Source organism: Variovorax sp. PBL-H6 (assembly GCF_901827155.1).
GTDB lineage: Bacteria > Pseudomonadota > Gammaproteobacteria > Burkholderiales > Burkholderiaceae_C > Variovorax.
On record NZ_LR594660.1, the window covers coordinates 202,021 to 218,651 of the forward strand.

Consider the following 16,631-nt stretch of genomic DNA (forward strand, 5'->3'; position numbering starts at 1 on the left):
GTGTGCTAAAATAGGCGCACTAAGTACGAAAGAATTCCGACAACGGTCGGCGCAAAGATTCCACCTATATCAAGGCAAAGAAGTGAAGATTGTTTCCCGATTCGCCGTGGCCATCACGGCAGTGATGCTGTCGGCATGTCAAACTCCCATCATCCATGGAATCAACAAGACGCTCAACGCTGGGACGGGGCTTCCTGCGAACATGCAGCATCGGAATATCGCGGCTGAAGTCGTGCTCGACGAGGCTTGGCCCGGCAACTACCCCTTTGCCAATCGCAATATTCTCTACACCTTCGGAATCGAGTCTGGCTCTCCGGAGTACGACATGCGCGTAGTTCGACTGAACATCCGGCAACCCGAGTACGGCGCGTGGGTGAGCACGGGGCAGAAGGTATGGCCGACGTCGGCCATGGTTCCTGACCACCTTCGGGCCCTGAAGGCGGGCGACCGCGTGGAGGTGCGGCAGACTGGCATGTACGACGTGAACAAGGACTTTGTGGCCAAGGGTGAAGGCAACATCGTCGTAGGCGTCCTGTGCAGCAAGGGTGACCCTGGATACGACGACTGCTTGAAGAAGCTCCCGCGCATCGGGAAGTTCCCCGGCTTCGGCGAGACGGGAACGCTCTACCCGGCAAGCGTTCAGGAGTACGGTTTTACGTTCACGCCGAAGTACGACAAAGACGGCAAGGCAATCCGCTGAGGCATCCGGGCCCCCGTTACCTAAAGGCCGCGCCCTCGCCCGGCGCGGCCTTTCTACATCTGGCGCATCAATGAGTACCAAGGTCTATACCGGCTTTCGAATGACGGCCAAGCACTTTCCTGAGGTGCTTTCGAGCCTCGGGAGGGCCTCTGCTCAGCTGGCTGACTTGGCCGAGCGCCAGCAGAACCAGTTCCTGGCGCTGCGAGCGGCTTCATTCGTCGACGCTGTAGCACTTGGCAAGGCTTCGGCAGGGGCGGGAGCGGGGCAGAGCCCGCTGGAGGCGGCGCAGGCCGAACTTGAGGCTCGGCAGGCAGCGATTCGCCGCACAAATCGACGCGACCCTGCGGTCGACTTTGAAGCCAAGTTCGTGTTGTGGCACTGCCGTCGCCAGGACAGCTACCTCGGCCTGCTCCAATCGGAACTTCCCGGGGCCCTGAACCGGGTTCTTGGCTTGGGCGTCGCACGGGCATACGGCTATTGGAACAACACGGACAAGCCGGACGATGTGTCGGTGCTGCAGTGGAGCAAGCGCCGGCTCGCCTGGGATGAGTGCCTGGATGGCCGGTCTGGGCCGAGCTTCACCGTGGAGGTGCCTGAGCCCGCCTGGTTGACGGCCGCGGAGGTGTTCAAAGCCCTCCCATCCTACGAACAGCGAGTTCGAGTGGCGGTCGACGAGATGGCACTGACGGCCTATTTTGAGGCGCATCCGCTGGATGGAGGCTCTGCCTACACCGCGCTCAGTGCTTTTCGCCAGGCTAAAGCACTTGAAGGAACGCTGGCGTGGCAAAGTGTCCAGGATGCTCAGCGGGTCGTGACTGAAGCGCTGGCGCCTGAGCTAACGCTTTCGATGCTGACCACGGCCATAGGGCAGCCATGCCTGCAAGGGGCTGGCGCATAGTCAGGGCGCCTCCGCTCGGTCTCAGCTGCGGAGGGCGTGGGCCTCGTCGAACAGGCGCTCGAGCAGGGGCCACTCGCCCCGCAGGCCGTCAACCACGGCTTTCGCCCAAGCGAAATACGCCGCCACCCGCTCGTCCGGCCATCCCACAGGCGGGCTTTTGGCCATGTCCCTCAGGTTGCAAATCTTGTCAGCAAGCTTGGCGGCCTTCGCCCTTCGGGAGGCATGAGGCGCATGGTCGATTTGGAACTGTTTTCGCAGTGCCTTCGGTAGGCTCTTGTCGTCGGTCATCTCGAGAACGACCTGAAGGACCTCAGCGCCGAACAGCTCCAGCAGCTCAGCTTCCGTGGCGTCCGTGTCCTCCAGCGTGTCATGGAGAAGCGCAGCGGCCAGGATAACCCCGTCATCGATGCCCGCCTCATCCGCCAGCACCGCGGCCAGGGCGAGCGGGTGGTTGATGTACGGGTCCGCCTGCGCGTCCTTGCGGCGCTGCCTGCGATGCTTCTCCGCCGAGAAGAGCGCGGCCCGCATCACTTTACCAGCATCTGAAGTCATCGTTTAGCTCGGAAATTGTCAGGTGTCGTCAAACCTCGACGACCAGCGCTGGATTGAAGGACGAGTTTTCGAAGCGCATCGGTTCGCCCTTGGGAGGGTACTTGGAGCGCGGGTATCCGCGTGGATTCACGACGAAGCGCGTCTGCCCATGCTCGTAGGAAAAGGAGTCGTGAACGTGGCCGTGAACCCACAGGGCGGGCTGGAGCAATTCTATGAGGGGCCGCAGGTCGCTGATGAAGGCAGGGGTGATGGAGTCCCCCGCATAGCGCGGCGCGATGCTTCCAGGGTGAACGCCATGGTGCGTGATGACGACCGTACGGCCGGCAAACGGCGTGCTCAGCTTGGTTCTGAGCAGCCGCAACGACTTCCGGTGCGCCGCTGCAGCGTCGGAAGGGTCGAAGTGCCTGAGCTCCCCCTTGCGGCGCAGCGCAATCGCGCGGTGGTCCACCAGCATCGAACGCGCGGCGTGCATGCTGTAGGCGGCAGAACCACCGTTTGTGCCCAGCAGGTAGTTGGTCCACAACGTGGCGCCGAAGAAGCGTACACCCCCAAACTGCACCAAGCGGTTGTGCAGCAGCGTGACGCCGGCCTTCGGCAGCTCACGGCTCAGTTGGCGCAAGGCGTCGCTCATGACCGCAGAATAAAATTCATGATTGCCAGGGACGAACAAAACTGGCCGGCCGGCGGCGGCGTAGTTCGACACCAGTTCGCGCAGCGGGCCTAGGTCGCGCGTCAGGACGATGTCGCCCGCGAGAACGAGCGCATCCGCGAGGACAGGCAGTGGGCCGGAGGCGTAGAACTCCAAATGGAGGTCCGACAGGACATGCAGCTTCATGAGTTCCCCTGGGTGGTCTTGGCCACTCGTTCGTATTCCGCCGGGTTTGTTGGCAGCCCCGCGAGCCGGAGGTGGTCGACCGTGAATTGGAAGGCCATCGCGCGGTTGGTCAGAATCAGCCAAGCGTGGTACGCGCGTAGCCAAAACGGTCCGTAGGAGCCCTTTGGCTTGGCGATGTAGAAGCCGTCGGGGCGGAGCTCTTCGCGCGGCCCTGTATACGGCTGGCCCTTGACCGAATCGACCGTCACCGGGAGGTGCGGCCGAGCCCGGCCACCGAACTTGGTGTGCTCCCACGATTCCTTCATGGCGCCCCCGTCGCCTCGAGCGCCTGCCGCGCGCGCTCCTTGGCTCCGCCGGCGTAGTCGACGGTCAGGACAATGCGCCCGCAGTCAGGGTCCTGCGCCGCGGCGATGAGCCAGGGCACATTCGATAGGGCATGCTTGGCCAACTGCTCGGAGAAGACCGGAATCGCGACAACGGCCTCATCCGTGCAAGAACGCAGCTGTGCGAACCGGGCGCTGTCCAGAGTGGCTCGGAACGTGAAAACCTCGAAGCCGTCACCGCGGAGCACCGCATACAAGTCCCATTCGCCCACTTCCGTGCTCACGTCGGCCTCTTCTCTGAACTCGCGAACCATCGCCTGGAGCGCCGTCTCGCCCGGCTCTACCTTCCCCCCAATGCCGTTGAGCCGCCCCGCCTGCCAAGCGGGGCGAGCTTTGATGATGAGAGCGACCTGGGCGCTGGCCTGCTCAAACGCAAACCCTAAAACGTATTGTTGCATAGGTGACAAGGGCCGGGAAGCGGCCGCGGGGGATGTCACCCATTTAGCGAGCGCTGTTTAGCCGTCGCGCGTCACGCCCTTAGCGCTTGCCGTCGAGCTGGTAGATAAGGTTATATCGGCCCGTTTCGAGCCAGGACAGGTCCACGTGCCAGTAGTAGCGGTCTCGCTCCTGGGCAAGCTTTTCGGCCTGCTCCATGGCCTGCCCAAGCTGTGCGTGGGACCAGCTGTTCACGTCCATCATCTTCTCGAGCACCTGCCCATAGACGCCAAGGCGTCTCGCAAACCCTAGATGGTGCGCCTTGTGACAAATACCGCAAAGGCTGATGAGCCCCCCGAGAGACTGGACGCACATCAGGTCGTCAAAGGCCCACTTTTCGTGGCATTCGACCCGCCCTGCTTCCCCGCAGATTTCGCAGCGGTTTCCTGCCGCCGCGTAGCAGTGGCGACGCAAGGCATCCCACTTGGCTGGAGTGAGGGCCGTTCGCAGATTCTGTTCCCAACTGGAGGAAGGGAGCATCTCGGGGAGCAGCGCAGGCTTGTCAGGGTACTTCCACCGCAGCGGAAGCCAGTTCCAGACGTTGTCAAGGTAGGCCTCCGCGGGCACGTGGAAGCCCAACTCTCGGCTGTATTCCGCCCCTTCCTTCAGGGCGGCGCGTTCATCCCAACGTGGAACGCATAGGGGAATTGCGTTAGCTGTAAGCATAAAGTGATAGTGTCAAGGCAATAGCTGATACTTTCTAGTCTATACCGTAAATAGCAGCCGATTTAGCCTTGCAACGGTATAGGTCTCAAGCTAAAATGTAGGCTCCAACAACGCAGACATGTAGGAATCGACCGACAGATGAAAAGCACTGCAACAGCCTCCACCACGCCCTCCGAGAAACGCCCCGCCCGCGAGGCCGGCAGCGTTGGGACGGCCGTCCTGGAGTCCCGTTCTATTGGGACAACGGGCGTCTTGAATGCCCGTCTGCCAGCTGATTTGCCCCGCGCGGCACCTCGATAGGTCTAAAGTATTCGCTGAATGCTTAAGTGAGCGCGAATGTGAGGATGCCCACATTTGAGCTCTGAAACCGGATGCAGGAAATGTCCTACCTGCGTACATTTCAGCCTATCGATTAAATGGTGTTTACGGAGCTTTTAGATGGTTTACGATTTTAAGGTTGTTTCCAGTACGAAGATTGAAGAGTCGGAGCAAGCCTATTTTTTCCAGCTTCAACGCAACGCTGAACGCGCCCTTGCCGCGGATGCGGTGCAGGCTGGTGACGCCCTCGCTGCATGCGAGTACATGGATTGCGTTGACGGTGGCGACCTGGAGATGGACAAGTCGGTGTATCGCCAGTGCACTTCGCTCGTGATGAGCTACATGTTCTCCGTCGAGAAGAAGGTTGCTGAGGCCCTGACCGCCAAGAGTTGGGCCGCCAAGACGCTGTTCGGCCTCCTGACGGCGCAGAACGAGCAGTTCGAAGACCTGCCGACTTTCCAGATGGTTGCTTGACCTCATTTCCTCCGGCGCTGCTGGCCCGGGGTGTCCTTTGGCGCAGCGGCGATGGTCGCTAGACCGATTAGGACATCGAGAGATGAGTTTTAGCAGCACGCGGGCGCCCAAGGGTGACTCTCGCGTGTGTCAGAGGAGAGTATGTAATGGCAGTCGTGAACCAAAAACTGATTGGGCCAAGCGGCAAGGCGGCCTGGACGTGCCAAGTCACCGGCGAAGTATTGCACTCCGAACGTGCCTTTGAGACGCTCGTGTCGTCGCGTGGCGGCGGCGGCTCGGTAGGTCCCTCCGGGGGCTACGTGGCGCCCCCGCGCATCACTTCGGAGTCCGTTGAGCATCAGGACTTGTTCGTGCGAGATGACGCCGGCGTCGAGCATTCCTTCAGCTGGAACAGTTGGTCCCTGCCCGTACGGCCGGGGAACAGGGTTTCGGTTATGTGGGGTGGCCCAGAAGGAAGTAGCAGTGGCACGTACCTCTTTGCGAGCAACCTGGATACCGGCGAGTCGCGAGAAGACCCGAAGGGGTTCCGGTCGTTCGTGCGGCGCGGCGGCTTGGTGGCCGACGTGATTTGGATGAAGACGATTTACGTGCTCACGTTTCTCGTCACCGCGTTCGCCATGTTCTACCTGCTCGCGAGCTATGCCAACGACCGGCCGCCTCGCTGGCTCGCCGAGTATCCGCCGTACAACGTGGCATACGCGGAGATGGCCAAGGCCAGGGAAGTCACTGTACGCGCCGACCGCCTCCGTCTGACACCTGGTCGTTACGCAGAAACCGAGCGGGTCTATTCGGCATACCGCGCGACGCAAAGGCGCTTGAAGGAGGTTGAATCCGAATTCAATGCGGCCCGCCAGCGCAATTGGACAGTCGCAGGGGCGCTCGAGTTCGCCGCGACGGATGGTACGAAGTACCTGTGGTGGCTGCCGGTGGTTTTCCTTTGCTCGTTGGTCGCGTGCATGGTCGTTGTGCAGGTCCTGATGTCGGGTGCTTCCCAGCACAAGAGGGAAGTGGCCGCCGACGGCATTCGGCGCCAGGCCGGGTCCTTGTTTGCGCAAGGCCTGCTCCAGCAGCCCGCGAAGGCATAGCGCCGTCTCATTTTCGTGAAGCTCGCCAGTATCGGGCGAGCTTCTTTTCTTTTGCCGCGCCTCGGCCTTACTCAAGTTCTACCCGGACCTACGTGCGCGGACGGTTGCGCCCGGTCCTTATGACCTCGCTGACGGTCATTCTCTCCATGCTGCCGGCGGCGATGGGTTTCGGAGCTGGCTCTGAGAACAACGAGCCTCTGGCAGTCGCCATTATCGGCGGCATGGTCAGCTCGACTCTTCTGAGGCTGGTCGTGGTGCCTGCCGCCTACAGCTTGTCCGGTCGCAGAGTGACGGCATAACCGACGCAAGCGGCGAATACTCGCTCTAAGAAAAAGGCACCTCCCGCAGGTGCCTTTCCCTTTGCATTGCAGATGAACGAGGCCCGGCCCCCTGGCCAGGTTTCCGCGTGCCCCACGCTAGGGGAGGTGCCTTTACTAAGGGCGGCGTCCCTCGCCGTTTGTTAGTGAAAGGATTTAGATGAGAACGAAAATTAACCGCCTGCTGCTCGCCAGCGCGATGACACTCGCCGGAGCGAGCGCCTTTGCGCAAGGCGCGCCGCTTGTGAATCGCGTGCAGCCCCCGACGAACCACGCTCCGGGACAAGTGTCCACGCCTGCGCAGGCTCGAGACGACTTCAAGGCTCTCCCTCCGCCGCTCCATTCGGAGCTCGGCCCCCGCCCGGAGTTGCGTGCACACGCCGAGAAGGTCCAACGCGGTGAGCACGCGCATGCCAGGCGCGCGAAGTTCAAGCCGACCCCGGAGATGCACCGGCTCCACGCCGCGATTGCCGAGAGCCACGCCAACCTGGCAGAGGCCGAGCGTACGGGCGACCAAGCCGCTACCCTGGCCATGAAGCACAGGCTCAAGCGGGACCACGCCGCGCTGCGTGCAGCACGTGCCGAGCTGAAGCAGCGCGCGGACGCCGAATTCCGGCATTCCGAGTTCCGAGGCGGCCGACCACCAGGCCCTGATGCCGAAGGACGCCATCCGCCTCCCCCGCGCGACGGCTTCGGCCCGCCGCCCGCCCGGCCAGCTCCGCAACCTGCGCGCTGAACCGACAGGCCCCAAGCCCCGCCCTGCTTCGTGCAGCGCGGGGCTTTTTCATGGGCCGCGGCTAAACCAGGTAGCTGCACGCAATTGCTATAGCGCTCCGTCTGACCCATTGGCTAGACGGGTCAGCTTCCCCAACACGAAGGATTCCGAATGACATTCAACCGCATCTCTGTTGCTACCGCCCTGTGCGTTGCAGCATCCGTGTGCCTGGCGCAGTCCCCGTCGCTGGCCGGCGCGCCGAGCTCGGGCGCCCGCCAAATCTGGCTGGACCCCGCCAGCGTCCCCGGTGGCGCTCACGCAATTCCTGCCAATGCGGAAACAGACGCCATCGAAGCTCGCATCAACGCCACCTTCGAGCGACTGGGTAAGGCGAAAACGCAAGGCGACATCGACTCGATGGCGGCCGTCAAGCAGAAGCTGAAGGCGGACTTCGAGGAGCTCAAGGCCAAGCGCCTTCTCATCCAGGCAGCGCAAGGTGGCAAAGACCCCGGCGCACCGCTGCGAGGTCTGCCGCTGGGCTCGCGCGCCGGCTCGGCCGGGCAGGCGCCCGGTCGCTAACCGCAGTCCGTTCAGGCCCGGAAATCGACGCAGCATATGACCACCCCTCTCCAATTCGTGGAATCCCTGAGGGCGCTCCCAGCCTTCCCGGATGTCTTCAATCCATGGCGAGACCACGACCCGGTGAACGACCAGAACGAACTGGGCCCCAGCATCCGGGCAGCCAATCTGGAGCGTTACCTGGCCGCGCGGGTGGGCAAGGCCCGCCTGCTGTTGGTAGCAGAGGCACCCGGCCACAGAGGTTGCCGCGTCAGTGGCATTGCAATGACGTCGGAGCGCATCATGCTCGGGCACCACCCGGTGATTCCACACCACGCGGTCTTCGAGGGACCGAAGCAGCAGACCAGCCTCCCGGAGCTGCACAAAAAGGGGGCCAACGAGCAGACTGCCAGCACCGTATGGGGCTTGCTGCTCTCCCTCGGACTGGCCCCGGAAGAATTCGTTCTCTGGAACGCCTTTCCGTGTCACCCGCACAAGCCCGGTGAACCGCTGTCGAACCGTGCCCCAACGCCGAAAGAGGTGGCTGCCTGCGCGGACGTGCTTCGTGACATGCTGACCTTGCTAGGTACGGCCCGTGTTGTTGCGGTCGGCCGAGTGGCCCAACGGCAACTGCAGGTCCAGGGCGTCGAAGCGCCCTACGTTCGCCACCCGGCGATGGCAGGTATCAATCAGTTTCGCGAACAGGTTCAGGCTCTCGCCTCGTCGTTCCGTTGAAGTGCCGCGCGTGCGCGCGGGATAAGTCCCCTCCCTACACGGCTAGTACCCCATTTTTGGACTTCCGTGGTCATGGACTTCGTTTCTCAATTGGCGCCAGCCTTCTGCGCCGGACTCAGCGGCGCTGCGCTCCTGTGGATGTGGCGAAAGTGCGCATCCCGGTGGAACAACGCCTTCCCGTTGGTCAAGAAGGCGTTGGAGCTCTCGCTGTGGGCCTGGGCCATAGCATCCGCGGGTTGGTTCCTCTACGCCGTCGGGCATGCGCCGGACTTCAAGCTCGCGCTCGTTGCAGGCTTGACCGGCTTCGCCGTTCCAGCCATCTACAACCTCCTGAAGTCGCGTCAAGGCGGTAAGGATGAAGTCAAACGCGGGACGAACGTCGCAACCGCTGCTGTCGTCAAGCGTCAGGTCAAAGCGAATCGCAAGCCCACCCGGCTCGAAATCGGGGGCGTGCCGATTCCCTTCGACTCCGAGCCGTACCACCTGCTTTTCGCCGGTTCAACCGGCACAGGCAAGTCGGTCGCCATCAACCAGGTCCTGGACCAGCTCCGTGCAGCCAATGACACGGTGATTCTTGTCGACAGCGGCGGCGGCTTCATGGAGAAGCACTACCGTGCCGACACCGATTTTGTCTTCAACCCATTCGACGCCCGGTGCGTCAACTGGTCGCCCGTTCTCGAGATGCAGGGTGAATGGGATGCCGAAGCCATGGCGCGCTCCATCGTTCCCGATGGTGTCGGTGACAGTAAGGAATGGAATGGATACGCTCAGACACTGGTGTCGTGCGTGCTGCGGCAGCTGTGGTCAAAGAACAAGATGACGTTGCGGGACTTCCTCTACTACGTCCAGGCGGCCACGGTCCCTGAGCTCAAGGAGCTGCTTCAAGGCACAGCTGCGATGGCGCAGCTCTCGTCGGAGAAGACGTTCGGCTCCATCCGGACCATCGCCGCGAACTACCTGACCCCCTACGCATACCTGCCGAATGCCGGTGAGCCGTTTTCCGTGTCGGAGATGATTCGACAGGAACACTCAGGCTTTCTCTATGTCACCTACAGGGACGACCAGCTCGACAGCCTTCGAGCGCTAATCGCCTGCGTGCTGGACGTGGCCGCGCGAACCATTCTTTCGATGCCCCCCGACGAGAACCGTCGAATTTGGCTGGTGCTGGACGAGTTCGCCTCTATCGGCCGCGTGCAGTCCATCGAGGCTGTGGCCACGAAGGCTCGCAAGGCGGGAGGTTGCTTGCTGCTGGGCGTTCAGTCCGTCTCGCAGCTTCGGGACCGATACGGCGAGTTCGGGGCGCAGACCATCCTATCGTGCTTGTCCAGCTGGCTGGTGTTGCGGTGCGCTGACGCAGACACCTCGGAATACATGTCGCGCTATATCGGCGACGTTGAGCTTTTGCGGAAGAACCGCAGCAGCAGCACATCCGACACCGGCGACTCGACGAGCCAGAACGAGCAGCAGGCCACCCAACGGGCCTTGCTGCCGTCGCAGATTCAGGGACTTCCCAACCTGCAAGGGTTTCTGAAGCTGACCGGAAACTACCCCATCTGCCAGGTGAAGCTCGAGCTGCCTGCCAAGCGCCGCCCCACTACTGCCGCCGCTTTTGTGGGCCGGGACTTCACGAAGCGCCCGATGCTGAAGCTCGTGGCTGACGTCCCGGCCGCCGACGCCTCGACGCCCCCACGCCCTGAGGTGGGGGCCGCGGCGAAGCCGAAGGCGCCCGTCCTACCGCTAGGCGGCGCGCCACTTCTGCCAGTCCATCCACAAGCGACGGCGCCTGCCAAGGCCGAGGTCGGACTACTTCCGGCGGATTCGAAGCTCCTTGTTTCCCGAGCTGGCCCTGCCGTCAAGCTTCCCGGCCTCGACCTGCTGCGCCGAGCTCCGCAATCTGATTCCAGCCGCTGACCATGTCGACACCTCACTCGTCCCCATCGCAGTCGAATTCCGGGGGAGGGCCCCGTCCAAAGGGAAAGCGGCCGCGCAGTGGCGCTCACGCCGCGGAAAACGTGTTCTCCTTCCTGGGAACTGGCGGTTCCCGCCCTGCCGGCGGGCCCGGCGCGCAGAAAGCCCCTGCGGCTTCCGTTTCAAGGGGGCCGTCAGCTGCTACGCCTTCACAGCCTGTCGGAGTGAAGGGAAAGCCACGCACAGCTGCGTCGACGGCTCAGACCGGCGCAGCGGCTAGTGCACAGGGCGAGCAGAGCAGGGAAACTGAGAGGAAAGAAGCCAAGCGCGCGCCTGACGCGGCGCCGCTGAGCCTTGGCGGCGCGGTCAAGGGGGCGGTCACCGCCGCTGTGGGTCTCGCAGGCGTGGAGCAGGCGAATTCTAAAGTCGCGGCTTCTGCTGCCTGGCGCGACCAGTTCAAGGCCGAATCGAAGGAACTCAACCGAGCTGCGAACTTCCTGAACTCGGCGCTTCAGCAAGGTAAGGCTCGCGAGGAGATGCTGGTCGCTGCCCAAAGCCGACTTACCGGGCCGCCTCTGGCTCATGTCTCCGACTTGCTTGCAGATTCGGAGTCCCTGGAGCTCATCAAGGAAAAGGTCGGCGCACTCAACAAGGTCGCTGGCGCGCTGCAGCGTGCCGCTGACCGAGGCGACGCCCCTGGCGACGCCATTTCATTTGCGCACAACAAGGGGGTGGCCCAGCACCCAGGCTTGCTGAAGGCGTTGGACGCCGCGGTCGCCGAGCAGCGAGCACCCGAAGGGGCTGCAGGTGCGAGTGCCGCGCCCAGCACCTCGACCGCACAAGTCAAGCCACTGACGGCCTTGGAGGCAAATCGCGAGCTTGTGCTCGAAGCTTCAGACCGCCAGATTGATGCTTCGTCCCAACGCGCGGAACAGCCTGACGCCGCCGCGGCGCGGGAGGTGGTCACAGCTCAGGCTACTGCCACGATAGAAGGGGCCAGCACAGCGTCCGTCGCGAAGGCTCAGCGAGAAGAACCTGCGGCAGTGAAGCAAGGGCCGCCGCAGCCGGCAAAGAGCGCCTCGCATCCTGCCCGACCCACGACCGTCCAAGGGGCGGGGCAACAGGCCAAGGATGTGACTCGCGCCGCTGAAGCACCAACACCGCAGCAGGGCTCCGCTCCAGGGCCCAGGCAGGTTGACGGGCAGGGCGAGCAGGCCAGGGTGGCTGCCGAGCGTGGGCGCGGAAGCGCAGAAGCTCCGGAATCTGCGGCGCCCCTGCGGTCCAATCCAGCCGGTGAGCGCCCCGGTGCCGAACCCGAACCATCTGGATTGCGAAACTCATCCCAAGGTCCAAGCCGCGGGGAGGCCGCACCTGCCGAAAGGCCCGTCGACACCAAGCGTATCGAAGTTGTTCAGCCGTCGGAGGTTCGTGCTTCAGGTGGCCTCGCCCACCCGCAGTCCGGTGCACCAACGAAGGAGATGTCCGAAGCCAAGCCGGTGGTCGCGCGCGAACCCGGCCTGCCGGCTACTGTCGTCGCTGACAAAAACAGTCCTGCTGTTGGCAAGCTTGAGCCATCGCGGGACCTGGAGAAGGCTCTCGCAGCGCCCTCCCCTGCGCCAGCGGCCGTGCCTCGCGCGACCCTGGAACAAACGCTCGCAGAGCACATGCGCAGCCAGGGCTTCGACCGCGAGGCGGTGTCCAAAGTTGGAGAGATTGCGGCTGCTGTGCGCGCGAATGCCAATGTGCGGCCCGAAGGGCAGAGCGTTGTCGTGCTGCACAAGTCCGGCGAGGCCCTTGCCACGGCGACCACCGAGCGCAGCGCTGCCCAGGTGGCGAGGCAGGGCGACACCGTCGTGTTTGCAAAGACGCTGGAGCACATCGCAGAGAAAGGCCTGAACCTTGAAACGGTCAGGAACCTGCGTGCCGCTGCGCCCAACCTCCCTGTGGGGACGACCAATCTTGAAGTGGCCGACCGCGCCGGTCGGGACTTCCTTGAGCGAGCGGACCGTAGCGTGCAACCCCGGGATGCGGCGCAACCGCGGGCCGCCGCAAGCGCACAGCCTGCAGCGGCGCCTGCGGCGGCTGAATTGGGCGATGACACCCTCAAGAGGCGCATCCAGGAGATGCGTGACCGCACAAGGCAGGTCAGCGAGAGCCATCATGAGGCGCCTGCGATTTCCCGCGAGGAGCTCAAGCGGGAGGAACCGGCTGCGAGGGAGCTAGAGAGGGTCAAGGTCTTCAAGCTGGGCGGCGGCTCGTAAACGATGCGCTACGAGAAAAGCCCCGCGATGCGGGGCCTTTGCTTTGCGGAGCCTGGGATTACTCGGCCATGGACATCTCTTCCGCCTCGGCTGCTTCAGGCGCTTCCGAGGCGCGTTCCTGTTCGCCTGCTGTTTCCCTGAAGTCTGGCTCATCAGGCGAACTGGTGGCAGTCTCCTCGCCGAACTTCCTGAAGGTTTCCGCCAGGTCGTGTGGCTTGGTCTCCTGCCCCCGAAACCCGGGCGGCTTGCTCGAAGTCCACGGCCTTGGCTACCTCGACGTCGGGCTTGCCGCGAGACTCCTGGTCGAACCGGTCACGGACGGTGTCCATCTGCTTGTTGTAGGCGGGGTCCGCCAGGCTGTCCAGTCCTTGAATGGTGTTCGACAGCTCTGCCGCTCCCGAGAGCTCCGAAGTAACGCCAAATGATGCGTCTAAACTGCCGGCGAAGAAGCTAAACTGGTTTAGCTTCAGACCTTAAGCTGCTAAAATAGATGCAACGCCTAAGCACTGCCTCTATCTCTTACAGCCTGCCTAAACCCGCACCAAGCGGCGCAAGGGCGGCGTGGCCCTCTCTGCGCTATACGCCAGACAAGGACACTCAACATAAAGACCAATCCAATGACCAACAACAACAAACACAACACCCAGGAAGGTGTCGTCACCGCCCATCCAAAAGGCTTCGGCTTCCTGACCACGGCTGCCGGCGAAGAATTCTTCGTTCCGCCGCCACTCATGCGCAAGGTGGTCCCCGGAGACACCGTTCTCTGCAGCATCGTCGAGTCGCCCAAGAAGCCCGGCCAATTCCAGGCGGGCGACATCCGCGTTCTGGAGCGCAAGCCTTCTACCTGGCAGGGCACCATCAACGTCGTTGACGGCCGGCTGATGCTGGTTCCCGATGCGCCGTGCTTCATGCCCATCGAGGTGCGAGGGCTGACGTTCGCCGCCGCTGGCGTGGTTTCGGTTCGAACCGAGGCCATCGACTTGAAGGCACCGGTTCTCCGGACTCGCCTCGAGCGCATCCTGGGGGCGCGCGACCGCCGCGGCTTCGACCAGGACTACGCACTTGCGCTGCACGATTTTCCCCCGCACTTCGACCGGCGCGCCCACGAGGAAGCGGTTCGCATCCCGCTGAGCTTGTCGGCTGACGACCTCAAGGGTCGCGCGGACCTACGCCAGATTCCCTTTGTTACCATCGATGGTGAGTCCACCCGGGATTTCGATGACGCCGTTTACGGCCTGCCTTTGACTTCTGGGGGCGCGAAGGTCTACGTGGCCATCGCCGACGTCTCTCACTACGTCAAGCCGGGCAGTGCTCTGGACCGTGCGGCGCGCGAGCGTGGCACCTCGGTCTACTTGCCGGGCAAGACGGTTCCGATGCTTCCCGAGAAGCTCTCCAACGGGGTCTGCTCCTTGGTTCCGGGCGAAGACCGCCTCGTGGTGGTCGCCGAGCTGGAGCTGGACGCCGACGCTCGCGTGCTGAGCAAGAAGTTCTATCGCGCTGTAATGCGCTCGGCAGCGCGCCTCACGTACAACCAGGTTCAGGCCTGGTTTGACAACGCGACGCACCTTCCGCACAGCATCGAAACGTCGCTGACGGCGTTGACGGCGGTCTTCCGCAAATTGCTCGCAGCACGCGAGGTCCGCGGCCAGCTGTCCTTTGATGACAAGGAGGCAAAGCTGGTCATCCGCGAGGATGGCGAGTACAGCCTGGAATTCGAACAACGCACGGACGCCCACAAGCTCGTCGAAGAGCTGATGCTGCTGGCAAACAATGCCGTCGGCCAACACCTGAAGGACAAGCTGCCCGCCGGCCTCTTCCGGCACCAGGCAACCCCCGAAATGGAAGATTGGACGGAGCTCAAGGACTGGGCTACCGCGCACGGCCTGACGCTCGAGGGTGAAACGCCCGCTCTGCCCGCTCTCGCTCAGCTCATCAAGAGCGCGCATGAAGGCGGCAGCGGCCTCAAGGCTGAGTTGGCAGTTCGGGGCGTCATGCAGTCCGCTGTGTACCAACCGGGCACCGCCAGCCACTTCTCCCTGGGCTATGCGGCGTACACGCACTTCACGAGTCCGATTCGTCGGCTGGTTGACCTGCTGGTGCACCGGCTCCTGCTGGGCGAGGACCTCGGCGAGTCCGTGGTTTCGCTAGGTGAGCAGTGCTCGCGACGCGCGCACGGTTCGCGAATGGCCGAACGCTATGTCTGGGACCGCATCAAGAAGCGGCTGCTCGCACGCGACGTCGCGAAGAGCGACCTGCTCAACGCCCACGTGGTCAGCTCCAGCCGGCGCGGATTGCGGGTGGTGATTCCAGCCTGGCAGTGCTCTGCGCTGTTGGAGTCGGATGTGCTGCAGGCCCACGGCTGTGAGTACGATGCCGAGGCCGGCCACTGGGTCAACGGCGCCGTCTGGGAACCTGGCCACAAGCTCAGCGTCAGCTGGGTGGACCTCGAGGACGCGGACGGCCGCACCGAGCTCTACGCGATTCCGGAGGCGGTCCGCCCGCGTCTGTACTAAGTGATTTCAAGCCCCTATCGGTTATCCGGCGGGGGCTTTTCTTTGGGCGAGCCCCGCCCGAATTGGCAATAAATTGGCGATAAAGCCGGATATGCGTCAGTTTATTGACGCGCTGACCTGAATGAAGGCATTGAATCATGCGTGTTGCGTATACCTCAAAGAATTGGCTGCTCTCGGAGGGCGGAACCCTTCAGGGCTTGAGCCTCGGTTTCGACCACTGCGCTGAGCACGGCTGTGGCGTCAAGCCGTTGATGGCCGCGCTGGGCATCGCCCTGCCGCAGTTTCCGCAGGGAGTCGAAGACCACCGAATCCAGGTCGTTCCCGACCTACTGGCGTACATCGAGTATGAGGGTCGGTCCAAGGACAAGCGGTTCAAGCCCTATCCTGCCGCGCTGCTGATGTACAGCTGCGACTTGGCCGCTCTGCCGCCGGGTCGGCCCCGCACCCAGGCAATGGAGCTCGTTCGCGAGACGCACACCGAATTCTGGCCCGACCACCCGCAGAAGCTCGGCGCCAAGGCTCGCGATGACCTCATGACCGCCTGGAATCGGAATGGGTTTGCCATCCATGTACGCGGCGCCGAGAACATCGCACGGTTGCGCGAGCTTCACGAAGCAATTCAGCGAAAGGACGTTGTCCTGGCGATGCCCTGGTCTCACTCGTTCCTGCGCGGTGGCCTGAGCTTTGCCATTCTCGGGGCGCTCACCGCTGACGACAAAGCCGCTGCGGCCACGCGCTACGCAGACGCGAAGGCCTTGTCCCTGGCGGCCGAGGCGACCGGCATCGAAGTTCGGCTCAAGGCCGCGGGCATGCGGGTTGACAGCATTCGTGCGGATTGGGCCGACGAACGCAAGCAGGGGGTGGTCTTCTTCATGTCCCCTCACTACTCCCACAAAGCGCGCTACGGCTGGTACACGGTCGCTGACCTTGACGCATGGATTGCTGGCACCGGCCCGGTGCGGGCCCATCCGGAGCTGACGGTGTACGAGGAGCAGCCCGCTGCCCGCGAGTGGTCCATCCGCCTGCTGCGGGGCTTGAACAAGCAGGGCATTCAGCAGCGCTTTCACTCGCAGCTCGTCTGGAAGGACGAGGCTGCCAAGGTGCCTGGCATCAACCTCAGAGTGCACTACCAGAGCGAGCACCTCCTTGCTTCGGGCATATACGACTTCGAAGAGCTTATGACGCAGTACGCGGACCCGCTAGAGCACCCGGTGCCTTACGACCGGCTGGAGGCAGCCGCGATTTAGGCGGTCCGCGGGGGCCTGCCCTATACGAAGA

Annotated in this window: 16 protein-coding genes and 1 pseudogene; 12 read left to right on the plus strand and 5 right to left on the minus strand. The window is 63.3% G+C overall.

The genetic code is table 11. The features are described from left to right. Positions 1–82: 82 nt before the first annotated feature. Positions 83–700, plus strand: coding sequence for a hypothetical protein (locus G3W89_RS29305; protein WP_162571021.1), 618 nt, complete (start codon positions 83–85; stop codon positions 698–700). A 70-nt stretch (positions 701–770) separates the two neighbouring features. After that, positions 771–1,598 carry a hypothetical protein gene (locus G3W89_RS29310; RefSeq protein ID WP_162571020.1) on the plus strand — a complete coding sequence of 276 codons (828 nt, stop codon included), beginning with the start codon at positions 771–773 and terminating at the stop codon, positions 1,596–1,598. 21 nt (positions 1,599–1,619) lie between these two features. Here the strand turns inward: G3W89_RS29310 and G3W89_RS29315 are convergent, their stop codons facing one another. The 5 genes from G3W89_RS29315 to G3W89_RS33435 all read right to left on the minus strand — a co-directional run bounded on the left by G3W89_RS29315 (position 1,620) and on the right by G3W89_RS33435 (position 3,998). Continuing rightward, positions 1,620–2,150, minus strand: a complete 531-nt coding sequence (locus G3W89_RS29315; protein ID WP_162571019.1) for an HD domain-containing protein — start codon at positions 2,148–2,150, stop codon at positions 1,620–1,622. 28 nt (positions 2,151–2,178) lie between these two features. Then, positions 2,179–2,985: a metallophosphoesterase gene (locus tag G3W89_RS29320; RefSeq protein ID WP_162571018.1), complete on the minus strand. Its 807-nt coding sequence runs from the start codon at positions 2,983–2,985 to the stop codon at positions 2,179–2,181. Further along, on the minus strand, positions 2,982–3,290 hold the full coding sequence (locus G3W89_RS29325) for a hypothetical protein (RefSeq protein ID WP_162571017.1): 309 nt from the start codon (positions 3,288–3,290) through the stop codon (positions 2,982–2,984). The genes G3W89_RS29320 and G3W89_RS29325 overlap by 4 nt, the downstream gene beginning before the upstream one ends. Next, positions 3,287–3,766: an NUDIX domain-containing protein gene (locus G3W89_RS29330; protein ID WP_162571016.1), complete on the minus strand. Its 480-nt coding sequence runs from the start codon at positions 3,764–3,766 to the stop codon at positions 3,287–3,289. Before G3W89_RS29330 ends, G3W89_RS29325 begins: the two co-directional genes overlap by 4 nt. A 79-nt stretch (positions 3,767–3,845) precedes the next feature. After that, positions 3,846–3,998 (minus strand): hypothetical protein, encoded by a 153-nt coding sequence (locus G3W89_RS33435; RefSeq protein ID WP_232076895.1) that lies wholly within the window; start codon positions 3,996–3,998, stop codon positions 3,846–3,848. A 909-nt stretch (positions 3,999–4,907) separates the two neighbouring features. On the opposite strand from G3W89_RS33435, the gene G3W89_RS29340 reads away from it, so the two are divergent. The 10 genes and pseudogenes from G3W89_RS29340 (at position 4,908) to G3W89_RS29385 (ending at position 16,600) form a co-directional block, all read left to right on the plus strand. Then, a complete protein-coding gene (locus G3W89_RS29340; protein ID WP_162571014.1) occupies positions 4,908–5,261 on the plus strand; it encodes a hypothetical protein in 354 nt (117 codons plus the stop codon). A gap of 146 nt (positions 5,262–5,407) precedes the next feature. Next, positions 5,408–6,346 carry a hypothetical protein gene (locus G3W89_RS29345; protein ID WP_162571013.1) on the plus strand — a complete coding sequence of 313 codons (939 nt, stop codon included), beginning with the start codon at positions 5,408–5,410 and terminating at the stop codon, positions 6,344–6,346. 101 nt (positions 6,347–6,447) lie between these two features. After that, positions 6,448–6,645 (plus strand): annotated as a pseudogene (locus G3W89_RS29350) (efflux RND transporter permease subunit); the annotation flags it as partial. 178 nt (positions 6,646–6,823) lie between these two features. Next, complete coding sequence (locus tag G3W89_RS29355) at positions 6,824–7,399, plus strand: hypothetical protein (RefSeq protein WP_162571012.1); 576 nt, start codon at positions 6,824–6,826, stop codon at positions 7,397–7,399. A 150-nt stretch (positions 7,400–7,549) separates the two neighbouring features. After that, on the plus strand, positions 7,550–7,957 hold the full coding sequence (locus G3W89_RS29360; RefSeq protein WP_162571011.1) for a hypothetical protein: 408 nt from the start codon (positions 7,550–7,552) through the stop codon (positions 7,955–7,957). A 36-nt stretch (positions 7,958–7,993) separates the two neighbouring features. After that, on the plus strand, positions 7,994–8,671 hold the full coding sequence (locus G3W89_RS29365) for a uracil-DNA glycosylase (RefSeq protein ID WP_162577707.1): 678 nt from the start codon (positions 7,994–7,996) through the stop codon (positions 8,669–8,671). Between the two features lie 72 nt (positions 8,672–8,743). Next, complete coding sequence (locus tag G3W89_RS29370; protein ID WP_162571009.1) at positions 8,744–10,582, plus strand: type IV secretion system DNA-binding domain-containing protein; 1,839 nt, start codon at positions 8,744–8,746, stop codon at positions 10,580–10,582. A 401-nt stretch (positions 10,583–10,983) separates the two neighbouring features. Continuing rightward, the gene (locus G3W89_RS29375; RefSeq protein WP_162571008.1) at positions 10,984–12,840 is read left to right on the plus strand and encodes a hypothetical protein; all 1,857 of its coding nucleotides are present in this window, start codon (positions 10,984–10,986) and stop codon (positions 12,838–12,840) included. 617 nt (positions 12,841–13,457) lie between these two features. Continuing rightward, positions 13,458–15,353 carry a ribonuclease R family protein gene (locus G3W89_RS29380; RefSeq protein ID WP_162571007.1) on the plus strand — a complete coding sequence of 632 codons (1,896 nt, stop codon included), beginning with the start codon at positions 13,458–13,460 and terminating at the stop codon, positions 15,351–15,353. A 251-nt stretch (positions 15,354–15,604) separates the two neighbouring features. Next, the gene (locus tag G3W89_RS29385; RefSeq protein ID WP_162577708.1) at positions 15,605–16,600 is read left to right on the plus strand and encodes a hypothetical protein; all 996 of its coding nucleotides are present in this window, start codon (positions 15,605–15,607) and stop codon (positions 16,598–16,600) included. Positions 16,601–16,631 lie beyond the last annotated feature (31 nt).